General features: G+C 55.5%; 15 protein-coding genes, 1 tRNA gene and 1 riboswitch. Of the genes, 12 read left to right on the top strand and 4 right to left on the bottom strand.

What is annotated here, in order from left to right; genetic code table 11:
* Nucleotides 1-12: 12 nt before the first annotated feature.
* The 5 genes from BUB44_RS03785 to BUB44_RS03765 all read left to right on the top strand — a co-directional run bounded on the left by BUB44_RS03785 (nucleotide 13) and on the right by BUB44_RS03765 (nucleotide 4,894).
* Nucleotides 13-195: a capping complex subunit for YIEGIA gene (locus BUB44_RS03785; protein ID WP_073163320.1), complete on the top strand. Its 183-nt coding sequence runs from the start codon at nucleotides 13-15 to the stop codon at nucleotides 193-195.
* A 354-nt stretch (nucleotides 196-549) separates the two neighbouring features.
* On the top strand, nucleotides 550-1,866 hold the full coding sequence (locus BUB44_RS03780) for a DUF512 domain-containing protein (RefSeq protein ID WP_341349363.1): 1,317 nt from the start codon (nucleotides 550-552) through the stop codon (nucleotides 1,864-1,866).
* 40 nt (nucleotides 1,867-1,906) lie between these two features.
* Nucleotides 1,907-3,220, top strand: a complete 1,314-nt coding sequence (der, locus tag BUB44_RS03775; protein WP_073163316.1) for a ribosome biogenesis GTPase Der — start codon at nucleotides 1,907-1,909, stop codon at nucleotides 3,218-3,220.
* Nucleotides 3,221-3,241: 21 nt separating this feature from the next.
* Complete coding sequence (gene plsY / locus BUB44_RS03770; RefSeq protein WP_027356828.1) at nucleotides 3,242-3,814, top strand: glycerol-3-phosphate 1-O-acyltransferase PlsY; 573 nt, start codon at nucleotides 3,242-3,244, stop codon at nucleotides 3,812-3,814.
* A gap of 18 nt (nucleotides 3,815-3,832) precedes the next feature.
* Entirely contained in the window at nucleotides 3,833-4,894 is a 1,062-nt protein-coding gene (locus BUB44_RS03765; RefSeq protein ID WP_073163368.1) for an NAD(P)H-dependent glycerol-3-phosphate dehydrogenase, read from the top strand.
* A 105-nt stretch (nucleotides 4,895-4,999) separates the two neighbouring features.
* Here BUB44_RS03765 and BUB44_RS03760 read toward each other — a convergent pair whose 3' ends face one another.
* Entirely contained in the window at nucleotides 5,000-5,875 is an 876-nt protein-coding gene (locus BUB44_RS03760; RefSeq protein ID WP_073163315.1) for a C40 family peptidase, read from the bottom strand.
* 245 nt (nucleotides 5,876-6,120) lie between these two features.
* Between BUB44_RS03760 and spoIVA the strand changes: the two genes are divergently transcribed.
* The 5 genes from spoIVA to BUB44_RS03735 all read left to right on the top strand — a co-directional run bounded on the left by spoIVA (nucleotide 6,121) and on the right by BUB44_RS03735 (nucleotide 11,335).
* Nucleotides 6,121-7,599, top strand: a complete 1,479-nt coding sequence (spoIVA, locus tag BUB44_RS03755) for a stage IV sporulation protein A (protein ID WP_073163313.1) — start codon at nucleotides 6,121-6,123, stop codon at nucleotides 7,597-7,599.
* 106 nt (nucleotides 7,600-7,705) lie between these two features.
* Nucleotides 7,706-8,992, top strand: a complete 1,287-nt coding sequence (locus BUB44_RS03750; RefSeq protein WP_073163311.1) for a homoserine dehydrogenase — start codon at nucleotides 7,706-7,708, stop codon at nucleotides 8,990-8,992.
* Between the two features lie 2 nt (nucleotides 8,993-8,994).
* Nucleotides 8,995-9,909: a homoserine kinase gene (gene thrB / locus BUB44_RS03745; RefSeq protein WP_073163309.1), complete on the top strand. Its 915-nt coding sequence runs from the start codon at nucleotides 8,995-8,997 to the stop codon at nucleotides 9,907-9,909.
* Nucleotides 9,910-9,925: 16 nt separating this feature from the next.
* A complete protein-coding gene (locus tag BUB44_RS03740) occupies nucleotides 9,926-10,264 on the top strand; it encodes a hypothetical protein (protein ID WP_073163307.1) in 339 nt (112 codons plus the stop codon).
* A gap of 98 nt (nucleotides 10,265-10,362) precedes the next feature.
* Nucleotides 10,363-10,530: riboswitch (cyclic di-AMP (ydaO/yuaA leader) on the top strand.
* 1 nt (nucleotide 10,531) lies between these two features.
* A complete protein-coding gene (locus BUB44_RS03735) occupies nucleotides 10,532-11,335 on the top strand; it encodes a LysM peptidoglycan-binding domain-containing protein (RefSeq protein WP_073163306.1) in 804 nt (267 codons plus the stop codon).
* Nucleotides 11,336-11,565: 230 nt separating this feature from the next.
* Here BUB44_RS03735 and BUB44_RS03730 read toward each other — a convergent pair whose 3' ends face one another.
* A complete protein-coding gene (locus BUB44_RS03730) occupies nucleotides 11,566-13,260 on the bottom strand; it encodes an ABC1 kinase family protein (RefSeq protein WP_073163304.1) in 1,695 nt (564 codons plus the stop codon).
* A 176-nt stretch (nucleotides 13,261-13,436) separates the two neighbouring features.
* On the opposite strand from BUB44_RS03730, the gene BUB44_RS03725 reads away from it, so the two are divergent.
* Nucleotides 13,437-14,225, top strand: a complete 789-nt coding sequence (locus tag BUB44_RS03725) for a 2-phosphosulfolactate phosphatase (RefSeq protein ID WP_073163303.1) — start codon at nucleotides 13,437-13,439, stop codon at nucleotides 14,223-14,225.
* Nucleotides 14,226-14,330: 105 nt separating this feature from the next.
* Nucleotides 14,331-14,405: transfer RNA gene (locus BUB44_RS03720), tRNA-Val, on the top strand.
* A gap of 189 nt (nucleotides 14,406-14,594) precedes the next feature.
* Here BUB44_RS03720 and mazF read toward each other — a convergent pair.
* On the bottom strand, nucleotides 14,595-14,942 hold the full coding sequence (gene mazF, locus BUB44_RS03715; RefSeq protein WP_073163301.1) for an endoribonuclease MazF: 348 nt from the start codon (nucleotides 14,940-14,942) through the stop codon (nucleotides 14,595-14,597).
* Entirely contained in the window at nucleotides 14,936-15,331 is a 396-nt protein-coding gene (locus tag BUB44_RS15740) for an AbrB/MazE/SpoVT family DNA-binding domain-containing protein (RefSeq protein WP_242655826.1), read from the bottom strand. The genes mazF and BUB44_RS15740 overlap by 7 nt, the downstream gene beginning before the upstream one ends.
* Nucleotides 15,332-15,380: the final 49 nt, after the last annotated feature.

Below are 15,380 nucleotides of genomic sequence, written 5' to 3'. Positions count from 1 at the left end.
GATGGTGGTGTTATGGAAAACCGCATAATGGCTTTGGTAACTTTGAATATGGATATTGTGGCCGGGGGAGCGCCCATTTTTTTTGCCCGCAACCAGGAGGAGCAGGTGAAAATGGCCCGTTACCTGGCCCGTACCCTGGACGCCATGGTGCATGACCTGGAAAACGGCGTGTATATCATTGTGAAGCACGAATAACGAGACGGCGCTGGACAGCTATCCCCTGGCTTTTAGGTAAGATGTTTCGCCGCGGTTCGTTTCGGGCCGGTGACGGCCGTCCCTCGTCGCTCCAGTGCTCCGGGCCGGGCGAAACATCGGCTTGTCTCGGAGCGAACCTGGCAGCGTTGCATATGCGCCCGGTAGTTTTGCACTCGATGTAAAGATTAAGACACGCTGTATCCGTGACAAACAGAAGGCGAATTACCCTGAATCTTAGCTGCGGCATTCCAGTACTTGCGATTTGGTATGTTGTTACAATATAATACTGTTACGTATGCGTAACTTTTCCCAGTGTAATGTTACGTGTTCTAACGTTTTTCTATAAAGGTGACCATGATGACGGCACAGGGCCTGGTAATTGAAAAAGTAGCCCCGGGCAGTATTGCCGCGGAGCTGGGCGTGGAGCCAGGGGACCGGCTGGTGGCGGTAAACAACCAGCCGGTGGAAGATATCCTGGATTATCGCTTTTTAACCTGCGAGGAGGAACTGACGCTTACCCTGCTCAAAGCCGGCGGTGAAGAATGGCTCTGCGATGTGGAAAAGGATTTCGACGACGATCTGGGTCTGGAATTTGTTGACGGGGGCCTGGGACCCATCCGCCGCTGCCAGAACCGCTGTCTTTTCTGCTTTGTGGATCAAATGCCCCCGGGGCTGCGTCCCACCCTGTACGTGAAGGATGACGATTACCGCCTTTCTTTCCTGCACGGGAACTTCATTACCCTGACCGGCCTGAAGGAAAGGGATCTGGAGCGTATTATCAGGCTCAGGTTATCCCCCCTTTATATTTCCGTGCATACCACCAACCCTGCTTTGAGGGTGAAAATGCTTGGACATCCCCGGGCCGGGGAAATTATGGAGCAGTTGCGGCGGTTGGGCCAGGGGGGGATTGAGATGCATACCCAGGTGGTCCTTTGCCCGGGGATAAACGACGGCAGGGAGCTGGAACGTACGGTGGGCGACCTGATAAACCTCTGGCCGGCGGTGCGCTCTGCGGCCATTGTTCCGGTAGGGCTTACCCGTTACCGGGAAGGGTTGACCCCCCTGCGTACCTTTAACCGTGAAGAATCAGTTGAGGTGGTGGAGCGGGTACAGTCGTGGCAGGATCATTGTCTGGAACGTTTCGCCCGGGCAATGGTCTATGCCAGCGATGAATTCTACCTGCTGGCCGGGAGGGAGATCCCCTCGGGACTGCGTTATGATGATTTTCCCCAGACGGAAAACGGTGTGGGACTGGTGCGCCTCTTTCTGGATGAATGGGAGCGGGTATCCAGGTCCCTGCCGCCGTCGCTGCCCTCTTCACGCAGGTTGACCGTGGTTACAGGGGTGCTGGCAGAAAGTATCCTGGCGCCGGTTGTGGAAAGGTTGAATAAGGTTAATAACCTGGTTGTGAACCTGGCCGTCGTTCCCAGCGGTTTGTTTGGCCCTTCGGTGACTGTGGCCGGCCTTATTTCCGGGAAGGATATTGTGACAGCCCTGGAAGGCCGGGACAGGGGGCAGGCGTTAATCCTGCCTGGGGTTATGGTGCGCCAGCCGGAACAGGTCTTTCTCGACGGTATGACTGTGCAGGAATTGTCCGCCAGACTGGATTGCCCCGTGTTTGTGGTCGATGGACCTGCCGGACTGGTAGAAGTTTGTTTAAATTATCACTGACGCAGCAGTAAACTACGGAGAAAAAGGGAGGGCCCTCCCCTTGCCAAAACCGGTAGTAGCAATTGTAGGCCGTCCAAATGTGGGAAAATCCACCCTTTTTAACCGCCTGGTGGGAAATCGCGTCGCCATTGTGGAAGATGAACCCGGGATAACCCGCGACCGGCTCTACCGGGATGCGGAATGGGCCGGGCGCGTCTTCACCCTGGTGGATACCGGTGGATTGGATTTTGCAGAATCGGGTGACATTCCCCGTCAGGTGCGGCGGCAGGTTGAGCTGGCCATAGAGGAAGCGGATGTCATACTCTTTCTGGTGGACGCCCGGGCGGGATTGACCAGCACAGATGAGGATACAGCTGCCCTCTTGCGCCGAACCAGGAAACCGGTATTGCTGGTGGCCAACAAGGTGGAGGATTTCCAGCGCCCGGGCCAGCTGGCCGAATTTTACCGCCTGGGCCTGGGCGAGCCCATCCCCGTTTCGGCGGCACAGGGAATGAATACCGGGGATTTGCTGGACCGCCTGGTATCGGTTCTGCCACCCGAAACCGGGGAGGAAGAAGAAGCGGACACCATTCGCATTGCCGTTATCGGGCGGCCCAATGTGGGCAAGTCTTCCCTGGTCAATGCCATTCTGGGAGAAGAGCGGGTGATTGTCAGCGAAATTCCCGGGACCACCCGGGATGCCATTGACACCTGGTTTGAGCGGGAAGGGCAGCGCTACATCCTGGTGGATACGGCGGGCATCCGGCGGAAGAGCCGCATTGAAGAGGCTGTGGAAAAGTACAGTGTGATTCGCTCTTTCAAGGCCGTAGATCGCTGCGAGGTAGCCCTGGTGGTGCTGGATGCCCTGGAAGGGGTTACCGATCAGGATAAGCGTATAGCGGGTTATGCCCATGAGCAGGGCAAGGCCAGCGTGCTGGTGGTCAACAAATGGGACCTGGTGGATAAGGATAGCCATACCCACCAGCGGTTTACCGAACTTATTCGCCGGGAACTGGCCTTCATGACCTACGCCCCGGTAGTTTTCGTTTCTGCACTTACCAGGAAACGGATATCCAGGCTTCTGGAAATGGTGAACCTGGTGGCCCAACAGCAGTGTTTGCGCATCAGCACTTCAGATTTGAACAGGCTGATCAGGGATGCTGTTTTACGAAACCCGCCGCCTGCCGCTAAGAACAAGCGCTTGAAAATATTTTATGCCACCCAGGGCGGGGTGAAGCCACCCACTTTCATCCTCTTTGTCAACGACCCGGAATTGATGCACTTTTCTTACCTGCGCTACCTGGAGAACCAGCTCCGGGCAGCCTTTGGCTTTGAAGGTACGCCCATCCGTTTCATCCTGCGGCAGCGGGATTGAAAAAGAAAAAGGGGGGAGAAAATGGCTGTTCTGGCTGTGGTGGTCAGCTACCTGATTGGTTCAATTCCTGTGGGCTACCTGCTGGGACGAATCCGGGGGATTGATATTCGCAAGTACGGCAGCGGCAATATAGGTACCACCAATGTCTGGCGCAACCTGGGCCCGGTAGCAGGCACCATTGCTCTTATTGGCGATACCGGCAAGGGACTTTTAGCCGTGCTCCTGGGGCGTTACCTGGGGGGAGGAGGTCTGGAACTGGCCTGCGGTCTGGCTGCAATTGCCGGTCATAGCTGGCCGGTGTTTTTGGGTTTCAGGGGGGGTAAAATTATAGCTACGGGGCTGGGGGTTTTTCTGGGCCTGGCGCCGGTGGCGGCCCTTCTGGCCCTGGGACTGTGGGCGTTGGTGGTGGTGGCTTCCGGTTACGTTTCCCTGGGTTCCATCGTGGCTGCCGTTTCAATGCCCCTCTGGATGCTCCTGCTGGGCCGGCCCCGTGAACACCTGTTCTTTGCCCTGCTGGTGGCGGTAATAGCCGTTTACAAGCATATACCCAACATCCGCCGGCTGCTGGCAGGTACAGAATCCAAAATTCGTTAAAGGAAAGGGTTGGCAGTGGTGAATGAAAAAGTGGCCATTCTGGGCGCCGGCAGCTGGGCCACTGCCCTGGCCGTGCTCCTGGCCGGCAAAGGAATACCGGTAGAGATGTGGGCACGGCGGGCGGGTCTGGCCGCTCAAATTAACAGCGAACGCCAGAACAGCCGTTACCTGCCGGGAGTTTACCTGCCCCCCGGCGTCCAGGTAAATGTGGATCTTTCCGCAGTGGTTAAAAATGCCCGGGCGGTCATTTACAGTGTCCCTTCCCATGCTTTCCGGGAAGTCCTGCGGGCTTCGCTTCCCTATCTTTCTCCCCGGGCGCTGTTGATCAATGCGGCCAAGGGTATTGAGGAAGATAGCCTCCTGCCTCTCTCCCGGGTCTTTGCCGGGGAAGCCGGGGAGGAAAATAACAGCCGTTATGTGGTCCTCTCCGGTCCCAGCCACGCCGAGGAAGTGGGGCGGGGGATGCCAACTGCAGTGGTGGTGGCCAGCCGGAATATGGCTGCGGCTGAGGCTGCCCAGGAACTTTTTATGACGGGCAGCTTCCGGGTTTATACCAACCCCGACGTGGCCGGGGTGGAGCTGGGAGGAGCTTTGAAAAATATCATCGCCCTGGGTACGGGAATTGCCGACGGGCTGGGTTTTGGTGATAATACCAAGGCGGCCCTGATGACCCGGGGCCTGGCCGAAATTACCCGTCTGGGTCTGGCCATGGGTGCCAATCCCCTGACTTTTGCCGGTCTGGCCGGCGTGGGGGATTTGATTGTCACCTGTACCAGCATGCACAGCCGTAACCGCCGGGCCGGGATTGAGATTGGCCGGGGGAAAAGCCTTTCCGAGGCAATATCTGCGGTGCAGATGGTGGTGGAAGGGGTGCGGACCACCCGGGCGGCCTACCGCCTGGCCGGCCGTTACGGTGTGGAAATGCCCATTACCGAGCAGATGTACCGGGTGCTTTTTGAAGGAATGCCTCCCCGGGAAGCGGTGATCAACCTGATGAGCAGGGGCCGCAGGCGGGAAATGGAAGAGGTAGCCCTGGCTGCAGTGCAGTTGCGCGAGAAAAACTACCAGAACTACAAGTAAAAAAGAAAAAGCCCGTTTTTATCTGCAAGCTGAAAGCCCGCTTCAAAAAGCGGGCTTTTTTCAGGTGCATGCGTGCAGGGCCCGGTACTGCGGACCGTACACTCCTTAGCCGGGCAGGATTCTGGTTGCCCCCCTGTAGTTAGCAGCGTAATAGGAATCATTAAGGGAAGAATAAATTACTCCCCGGGTGGTGGAAGCATGAATAAACCGGTCCTGGCCCACATATATACCTACATGATTAATGTTCCCGCTGCCGTAGTAGCTGAAGAAGACCAGATCTCCCGGTGACAGGTCGCTTCGCTCCACCCGCTTTCCGAGCTGGGCCTGGGCAGCCGCATTATGGGGCAGGTTTATCCCCGCTGCCTTCCGGAAAACATAGCTGGTAAAACCTGAGCAGTCAAAGGCCCCGGGGCCGCTGGCCCCGTAGGTATAGGGACTTCCCAGCAGGGAATCGGCCGTGGCCAGTACCGCTCTAATGCTGCCTGTTCCACTGCGGGAAACCCGGGGTGCAGCATTGCTGGCTTCCTGGCTGCCCCGGGGTAATATTAAAACCCACCCGGGGTAAATCAGGTCGGAGGTGAGATTATTGGCATTTTTCAATGCCTCCACACTTGCGCCGTAACGCAGGGCAATGGCATACAGAGAATCTCCCGGACGAACCGTATATTTACTAACCCCGTCAGAGGTGCTGCCGTTCCCGGTTACCGCGTTGTTCCGGGACGGCCCTGCTGTACTCTGGCCGGGGATAATTAACACCTGGCCGGGGTAGATTAAATGCCCGCTGATACCATTGGCTGCCTGCAGGGCATTTACGGTAACCCCGTATTTCTGGCTCAAGCCATAAAGTGTTTCCCCGGCTGCTACCGTATGCTTGAGGTTGGCCCAGGAAATTGAAGGAACCAGACATAGCATTAAGGAACCCAGGAGAAGAACCAGCCACCACCGCCCGCTCCTGGGGGGCGGGTAAGGTAATTTTTGCATGCATCACTCCCCTCTCTGACAACTTTTTGAGATGACATGGATTGTATTCGACAGTGCTGGCAAAAATCCTTCTTTAAAACCAATTTTTTCTGATTGAAATACCTGCTGGAATGTTCACAAAAATTTTTACCCCGGTTATTAACCTGCCGGGGTCTTAATATATATATATTGTTAATGTATGCCATTGGAATAAACTGGTCCTATGGATTCCGGCCGAAAAACCTTTATTAAGGAGGGAATACATTATGGAGAAAGTGGATATCTTCCGGGATATCGCGGAACGGACCGGCGGCGATATCTACCTGGGCGTCAGTGGCGGCGTGCGCACGGGCAAGTCCACTTTCATCAAGCGTTTTGCTGAACTGCTGATGATTCCGAACATCGAGAACCCTTACGACCGGGAGCGGGCCAAGGATGAACTGCCCCAGAGCGGTGCCGGCAGGACAGTGATGACAACCGAGCCCAAGTTCGTACCCAATGAGGCGGTGGAAATTACCATTTCACCCAACCTGGTGGTAAAGATGCGCCTGGTGGATTGTGTGGGCTACCGGGTTGAAGGTGCTCTGGGTTATGAGGACGAGAACGGCCCGCGGATGGTGTCAACGCCCTGGTTTGAAGAGCCTATTCCCTTCCAGGAGGCAGCGGAGATCGGCACACGCAAGGTAATTACGGACCATTCCACCATAGGCGTGGTGGTCACAACGGATGGGAGTATAACCGATATACCCCGGGAGAATTACGTGGAAGCTGAAGAAAGGGTTATTGCCGAATTCAAGGACATTAACCGTCCTTTTGTGGTACTGCTGAACAGCACCCATCCCCTCGATCCCCAGACGGTGAGCCTGGCCGAGGAGCTGGCCGGGAAATACGATGTGCCTGTTTTGCCGGTGGACTGCCTGCAGATGACCCAGCAGGACGCCCTGTTTATTCTGGAAACTGTGCTGATGGAATTCCCTGTTAATGAGGTTAATGTGGTGCTTCCACAGTGGGTGGAGGAGCTGGACAGCGGCCACTGGTTGAGACAGAAGGTGGAAGAATCGGTTCGTGAAACCATCCAGAACGTGCGCCGCCTGCGTGACATCAATAGCGCGGTGGAAAGATTGGGGGAATACGACTTTGCTTCTTCCGTTAAAATTACCAGGATGGATATGGGCACCGGGGTTTCAGCCATTGAAATAACCTCACCCCAGGAGCTTTTCTTCCAGGTGCTGAGCGAAGAATCGGGCTTCAGTATCAGCGGGGATCATGAACTTTTCAGGCTGGTTAAAGAGCTGGCCGTTGCCAAACGCGAGTATGATAAGGTGGCCCACGCGCTGACAGAGGTAAGGGAAACGGGCTACGGTGTGGTAACTCCCAGCCTGGATGAAATGGTTCTGGAAGAGCCCCAGCTGATCCGCCAGGGTAATCGTTTTGGGGTTAAATTGAAGGCAACAGCTCCTTCCATTCATATGATCCGGGCGGATATTGCTACCGAAATAACACCTATAATTGGAACGGAAAAACAATGTGAAGAGCTGGTGCGATACATGCTCAATGAATTTGAATCCAACCCGCAGAAAATCTGGCAATCGGAGATTTTTGGCAAGTCGGTTCACGATCTGGTTAGAGAAGGAATACAGAATAAACTGTACCGCATGCCGGAAAACGCCAGGGCAAAACTGCAGGAAACCATTCAGCGTATTGTTAATGAAGGAAGTGGCGGACTCATTTGCATAATTATTTAATAACCGGTCCCGGGCCGGTTTTTTGTTTGCCCTTAACCGGCAGGCGATGATAAAATATTCATGTCCAAACCCGGGACAAGTGCTGGAAGGAAGGAGAGAGGATTTCTTGCAGCCGGTTAAAGTAGCGCTTTTAGGTCTGGGAACGGTTGGCCGCGGGGTTTACCGCATTCTCACCGGGAATGCGGCAAACATCGCGCAAAGGGTTGGTGCGCCAGTAGAAATCTCCCGCATCCTTGTCCGCGACCTGACCAGGGACCGGGGCATCCAGCTGGACCCGTCCCTGCTTACCGATAGTTATCAGGATATAATTGATGATCCCGAAATTAATGTTATTGTGGAAGTAATGGGAGGCATTCACCCGGCGCTGGATTATGTTATGGATGCTTTGAAGCGGGGCAAAAGTGTGGTTACGGCCAACAAGGATATGATTGCCCTGCACGGTAAAGAACTTTTTGCCGCTGCCGGGGCCAGCGGGGCGGGTTTCTTTTTTGAAGGCAGCGTTGCCGGGGGAATTCCCATTATCCGCCCCCTCAAACAGTGCCTGGCGGCCAACCGGATTCAGGAAATTATGGGTATTATTAATGGGACAACCAACTATATGTTGAGCAAGATGACCCTGGAAGGAATGGATTTTGACCAGGTATTGAGGGAGGCCCAGGCCAGGGGTTATGCCGAGGCCGACCCCACTTCCGATGTAGAGGGGCTGGATGCGGCACGCAAGCTGGCCATCCTGGCTTCCATTGCCTTTAATTCCAGGATAACTTTGAATGATGTTTACGTGGAGGGCATAAGTAAAATTACGGCCAGGGATATTGCCTACGCCCGGGAGTTAAATTATGTCATCAAGTTGCTGGCCATTGCCAAGGAAACACCGGAAGGCGTGGAGGTACGGGTACACCCAACCATGATCCCCCAATATCACCCCCTGGCTTCGGTTAACGATGTTTTTAATGCCATTTTTATCCGGGGTGATGCGGTGGGAGATGTGATGTTTTACGGCCGGGGGGCAGGGGAGCTGCCCACGGGAAGTGCTGTGGTGGCCGATATTATGGATGCTGCCCGCCATATAGTCCACCGGGTGCCGGCCTTTATGGGCTGTACCTGTTACGAGGAAAAGCCGGTCAAACCCGTGGCCCTTGCGGAAAGCAAGTATTATATCCGCCTGACGGTTTCCGACAGGCCGGGAGTGCTGGCGTCCATTGCCTACGCTTTCGGTGATAAGGAAGTCAGCCTGGCTTCGGTAATTCAGAAACACACCGATGGTGACAGGGCGGAGATCGTGATGGTAACCCACCGGGTGCGGGAGCAGAACCTGCAGGATGCCCTGCGCCTGGTGGAATGCTTGAGTTCGGTGGACCGGATAGACTGCTGCATCCGGGTAGAAGGTGAATAAAAATGGTTCGCGTACAGGTGCCCGCCACTACGGCCAATCTGGGTCCGGGGTTTGATTGCCTGGGTATGGCCTTAAAATTCTATAACATTATCGAGATGGCACAGGTGTCCAGCGGCCTGAGCATTGAAGTGCACGGGGAAGGGGTTCAGGATATAACCCGGGACGAAAGCAACACCGTTTACCGGGCGGCCATGCACCTCTTCAAACAGGTGGGCTTTGTCCCTGCGGGACTGCGCATCCGCCTGCTCAACAATATTCCCGTGGCCCGGGGGCTGGGCAGCAGCGCTTCAGCCATCGTGGGCGGCCTGGTGGCGGCTAACGTGCTTTCCGGAAACAAGGTTTCCCCCCGGGAACTGCTCACCATGGCCTCGCAGCTGGAAGGCCATCCCGATAACGTGGCTCCAGCCCTCCTGGGCGGCGTTATTATTTCCGCCATCGTGGAGGGGGAGGTGCGTTACGTTAAGATAGACCCGCCCCCCGGCCTGAAGGTGGTGGTGGTGATACCGGATTTCCAGCTGAGTACCAGGGCGGCGCGGGAGGTTCTGCCCCAGCATGTCAGCCTGGGGGATGCCGTTTTTAATCTGGGACGGGCGGCCCTCCTGGTGGCAGCCCTGCAGCAGGGCCGGCTGGATCTGCTGGCCACCGCCATGGAGGACAGGCTTCACCAGCCTTACCGCGCTTCCCTCGTACCCGGGATGAAAAAAGTGCTGGCAGCCGCCCGCCTGGCCGGAGCCCGGGGGGTATGCCTGAGCGGCGCCGGCCCGAGCATAATTGCCCTGGCCGACAGCAATACGGAGCTCATTGCCCGGGTAATGAAAGATACTTTCCGGGAAAGCGGTATCCCGGCCCGGGCGCTGGTTCTGGAGCCCAGCTCCATTGGCGCCCGCGCTCTGGAAATAAAATCCAGAATCTCGTAATATACGGGGGGATTTTATGACGGCAGTCAGGCGACCCGGTTTTGAACAATTCCAGGAGGACCTGCTGGTCTTAATTAAAGAAATGGTAAAAAAAGAAGATATTCTTCCTTCCACTCCCTGGCTGGAGGTGGGTGATGCGGGCACCAGGGAAGCCATCCTGCAGGCCTTTAAAAAGCGGATGGAATCCATTTATGGCGTGGAGCTGGTTATCGAGCCCCACCTGGTTAACCTGGACCGGCCGGTGGTAAGTATTGCCATTCAGCTGCATCATGTTTTTAATACCATTTTTTTAATGGAGCAGATTAATGCCAGGATCAGGGCAAGGCTGGGGAAAAACAGGCAGGGGGAAGTTTAAAAACAACTTTTGAGGGCCAGGGGGAAAGCTGCCAACCTGGCATTATTTGTCACTTGGCAACGGCGGTTCTGTTCTGTATAATTACTAACTGGTAACAGAATTACCAGCGGCCGAATCCCCGCCATGCAGAAGGCGGGGTACGGGGGAATCTCTATCCCGAGCGGGGTGAATCCACGCGTTTTGAGGAGGTGAGGGCAGGACGCGTGGAAGGGTGTACCCTCTACCCGAACCCATCAGCTAACCCCGGAGGCCCGAGGAGGGGAAAGGATGGACAGGTTTTTCACCGGCTTTCGTTACCTTTTGTCGGTGGCGGCCATATTTTTACTGCTGCCCGCGGGTGCTGCAGCAGCAGCCACCCACACAGTCAGTCCCGGCGAGTCCCTTTACCTGATCAGCCGCGCTTATGGGACTACTGTGGACGCCCTGCGCCGGGCCAACGGTATTTACGGCGACCTCATCTATCCGGGGCAGAAGCTTTATATTCCAGATGAAAGCCCGGGTACATATACCGTCCAGCCCGGAGACACCCTTTACCTCATTGGCTTGCGTTACGGGTTAACCTATCAGTCAATAAAAGCAGCCAACGGATTGACCGGCGACATAATTTACCCGGGGCAAAAGCTGGTTATCCCCGGCAACCGCAGCGCGGGGACAAGCCCGGCACCGGTAAGCCGGGGTACCATCAGCTCGGGTCCCGTTAATTATAGCCGTTCCGATGTAGACCTCCTGGCGCGGTTGATTACCGCGGAGGCTGATTCCGAATCCTACCTTACCAAGGTGGCCGTAGGGGCGGTGGTATTGAACCGGGTAAAGAGCGGTATTTTCCCCAATTCCATTCCCGGGGTTATCTACCAGGTGGATGAAACGGGTTCTTACCAGTTCGAACCCGTTTTAAACGGCTGGATTAACCGCCCGGCCAGCGAGGAAGCCAGGCGGGCTGCCCTGGACGCATTGAATGGCGTTGACCCCACCAATGGGGCGCTGTACTTCTTTGAATCCTGGGTGCCCAATAGCTGGCTGCAATCACGCCCTGTAAGCCTGATCCTGGATAGTTTCACCTTTACCTATTAGAGATTAAATTGGATATCATGTTTACCCTGCCGCGGGCAGGGTTTTTTATTGACCAGAATATTTAATGAAAATTTAACAAAAATTAAGTAGAAATGACACACTTTTAAGGTAAAATCTTAACCGTGACCGGTACTGTTAACGGGAGGTGCCTTTGTGCGCAGGTTTATCTTTTTTGTTCTGCTCCTGGCCCTGATGGTTCTCATGATCCCGGGCCTGCGTCCACCGGTGAGCTAAAACTTGCGTGAACGCAGGATGGAAAAAACCAGGGCTAAACCCAGTACCCCTCCTCCAATAAAAGCAGCTTCTGCCAGGGGCAGGCCCCAGAGAATGGTGTAACCCTTTCCCATCAGCAGGGAAGAACCCACGATCAGAGAACCCAGCAGGATACCCAGAACCATGCGGTTGACCATGGCATTGAGCTGGGCAATCATACGGTCCAGGTCCGGGTTTACCGCTTTTATTTTTAATTCACCTGCAGCAGCCAGCTCCAGCACCCTGTCCAGGCGGTGGGGTAACCCGGAAAGGAGCCCGCAGTAGTCTTCCAGGAAATTCTGGAGCCTTTTTTTTATTCCGGGCAGGCTGAACCGGCGTGCCAGCAGTTGCCTGCCCATGGGGCGGGCAATCTCCACCATGCTTAATTCCCGGTCCAATTGGGCAACCACGCCCTCTGCGGTAACCAGAGACTTTACCAGCAGGGTGAACTGGGTGGGAACGCGTATGCGGTATTTATAGGCTACGGCCATGATATCTCTGAGGGACTCACTCAGGCTGATCCTGCTCAGGGGAATTTCGTAATATTTTTTTCTCAGGGCATCAATATCCTGCTGCAGGGCGGTACGGTCCACATGCGGCGGCACAACACCCAGTTCTTCCACCGCTCTTACCACCAGAGCGGTATTGCGCCGGAGCAAACCCAGAACCAGGTTGCCTATTTTTTCCCGGGTCTCTTCATCCAGTCGTCCCACGATACCGAAGTCCATAAAAACCACCCTCCCACCCGGCAGGGCGGCCAGGTTTCCCGGGTGGGGGTCGCCGTGAAAAAAACCGTGCATCAGGATCTGGCGCAGTAAAGCACCGGCCAGATTCCGGGCCACCAGTTTCCGGTCGATCCCGCTGCCCGCCAGTTCTTGCGGGTGGGTTAATTTGATCCCCTCAACAAACTCCATGGTTAATACTTTGCTGGTGGTATAATCCCAGTAAACTGCCGGGAAATAGACGGTACTGTCCCCTGCAAAGAGCTGCCGGAAGTTTTCGGCATGGCGGCCTTCCACCGTAAAATCCATTTCTTCCCGCAGGAATTTTTCAAACTCTTCTACCATCTCTTCAAAACGATAAAGTTCCCGCCAGGGGCCGTGCCTGTCCACCAGGCGGGCAAGGTCATGAAGAATCTCAATGTCGGTCAAAATCGTTTTTTCGACGCCCGGACGCTGAACTTTTACCACCACCGGCCTGCCATCCCGGAGGCTTGCCCTGTGAACCTGGCCGATGGAAGCGGCAGCCAGGGGAGTTGCCTCGAACTGGTCGAATATTTCTTCCAGGGGGGCGCCCAGTTCCATTTGAATACGCTCCCTTACCTGGGCGAAGGGAAAGGGAGGTACCTGGTCCTGCAGCTTCTCCAGTTCCGCAATGTATTGCGGGGGCAGCAGGTCCGAACGGGTGGAAAGCACCTGCCCCAGCTTGATAAAAGCCGGGCCCAGTTCCTCCAGAGCCTGGCGCAATCTTTCAGGTGGTGAGGGCTGCTCCCTGACGGTCAGGGCTCCTTCGCCGGGTAGCCGCCGGCGCAGCCTGTACCGCTGGCCAAAATTCAAGAATTCGGTTAACCCCAGCTGGTAAGCCAGGTAGCCAAAGCCGTGGCGGACCAGTATATTGGTAATTTCCCGGTAACGGGCAAAGTGTTTATATCTTTTACGCAGGTATAGCTGCATTTCACTGCACCTCCCTGCCGCCAGGAACCACCCTTATTACTTATTTTTTCCACGGGTGATTTTGAAAACCCTTCTTTTGAGCGTACGGGCTTTCACCGGCCTGGAAACTGCTGGAGAATATTTTCTTGCCGCCCGGGATAGGAAACAGTATAATATTTACGCGTGGAGGTTTAAATATGCGTGTGACCCTTTATCCAACAGCTGAAAGCCTGGAACAGGCCTTTCTGGCCGGGGGGACGGCGGTGGTTTTTGATGTTTTGAGAGCTACCAGCACCATAGTTACCGCCCTGGCCCATGGTTGCCGGGGTGTGGTGACCGTTGTCGATCCGGCGGAAGCACAGGAAGTTGCAGCCAGGCTGGCCGGGGGGAATATACCGGTACTGCTGGCCGGTGAAAGGGGCGGCGAAAAAATTCCCGGCTTCCCCCACGGCAACTCCCCGCTGGAATTCCGGCCGGAAGTGGTGGGCGGCAGGATGCTGGTTCTCACCACCAGCAACGGCACCCGCGCCCTGAACCTCGCGGCAGGAAGAGCCGGTACGGTGCTGGTGGGAAGCCTGCTCAATGCCCGGGCGGTGGCCCGGGAGGCCTGCCGGCTGGGCAGGGACGTAATCCTGGCCTGCGCCGGCACGCAGGGCGAGTTTTCCCTGGAAGATGCCCTGGGGGCTGGAATGGTGGTGCTGGAGATGATGAAAATGGCGGACCCGGGCTGGTTGTACTGCCCTACTCCCGGAGCGTCCGGGCTGGATCTGTCCGACTTTGCCGTGGCTGCCCTGCACCTGGCCCTGGCCTATAAAGACAACCCCCGGCGAGCTTTTGACCATTCCCTGCACGGGCGCAAGCTTTTCAGCATGGGCCTGGCGGCCGACCTGGACTGGTGCGCTTCCCTGAACACCTGTGAGGTGGTGCCGGTGGTTGGGGAGGGGAAGGAAATAATTCCCGGCTGCCCCGTAATTGTAAGGAGCTGATACCTGTGCGCCCCGCCTGTCCGGGAATAAAAAAACAGGCCGGCCCCCCTTGCACCCGGCCGGCAAATGTGTTAAAATAACACCTGCAGCGGTAAAACTTCAAGTGGGCGCGTAGCTCAGTGGGAGAGCGCTTGACTCACATTCAAGAGGTCGTAGGTTCAATCCCTACCGCGCCCACCAGAAAAACGGGAGCCCCGGAAAACGGGGCTTTTGCTTTGCTCGAAAAACCTTAAGCCTGCCGGGGTTTTGACGGCCGCCACATGGCCGAAACCTTCGTTAAAAATAACAATTTCCCATTTCGGGAAGCAGAGCAAATTTTAGGAAGAAGCGGTGAAAGCAGCTGGGGGCGGCGGTAGCAATGCCCGGTCGTCACTCGATTAATGTACGGATTTTGGCGAGAGTTTCTGCGACAACCTCCGCCGGGGCTCTGCAGGCGAATTCAGCTCGTCTTGCCCGCCAATCCAGGCTCTTGATTTGATCCGCCAGGACGGCCCCGGAGACCTTTAATTTTTCCGGCAGTTCAACTTCAAAAGGATACCCTTTTATTTTTGAGGTTATCGGGCAAAAGAGGGCCAGACCGACCTTTTCGTTGTAAACACGGGGGGAGACAACCAGTGCCGGCCGCCTTCCCGCTTGTTCGTGGCCGGTTTGTGGATTGAATTGCAACCATACTATGTCGCCGCGTTTCGGAATATACGGCTTTTTGTCGCTTACCATGTTTCCCGCCCTAACGAATAACCGGTATCTATCTCAGCATGAAGATTTTCGGAAGTGACCTGGGAGAGAAGTGCTTTTAGGTCGTATTTTTTTTTACGGATGACGATAGCCTCGTCCACTATCTCCAATATCACTGGCGTTCCTTCAGTGAAGCCGACTTTTTCGATAATTGATTTCGGAATACGGATGCCCAGGCTGTTTCCCCACTTTGCGATCTGGCTTTGCATGTGCCCCACCCTTTCGAAGAGGTGTTTATACAAAGTATATACCAGCCCAGGAAAGTTCGCAACCAGAAACGGGGGATAAATAAATGTTTGAACTCCGTTTTTACCAAAAAGAGTGCCTCGAAAAGATAGACGATGCGAAAGAATACGGCGTTTACCGTCCATTAGTTTTTTCTGACGCTTGACTCACATTCAAGAGGTCGCAGGTTTAATC

It is taken from the genome of Desulfofundulus australicus DSM 11792 (assembly GCF_900129285.1).
Classification (GTDB): Bacteria; Bacillota; Desulfotomaculia; order Desulfotomaculales; family Desulfovirgulaceae; genus Desulfofundulus; species Desulfofundulus australicus.
Note: the sequence above shows the minus strand (reverse complement) of the source record. Positions and strands in the feature narration are given on the sequence as shown.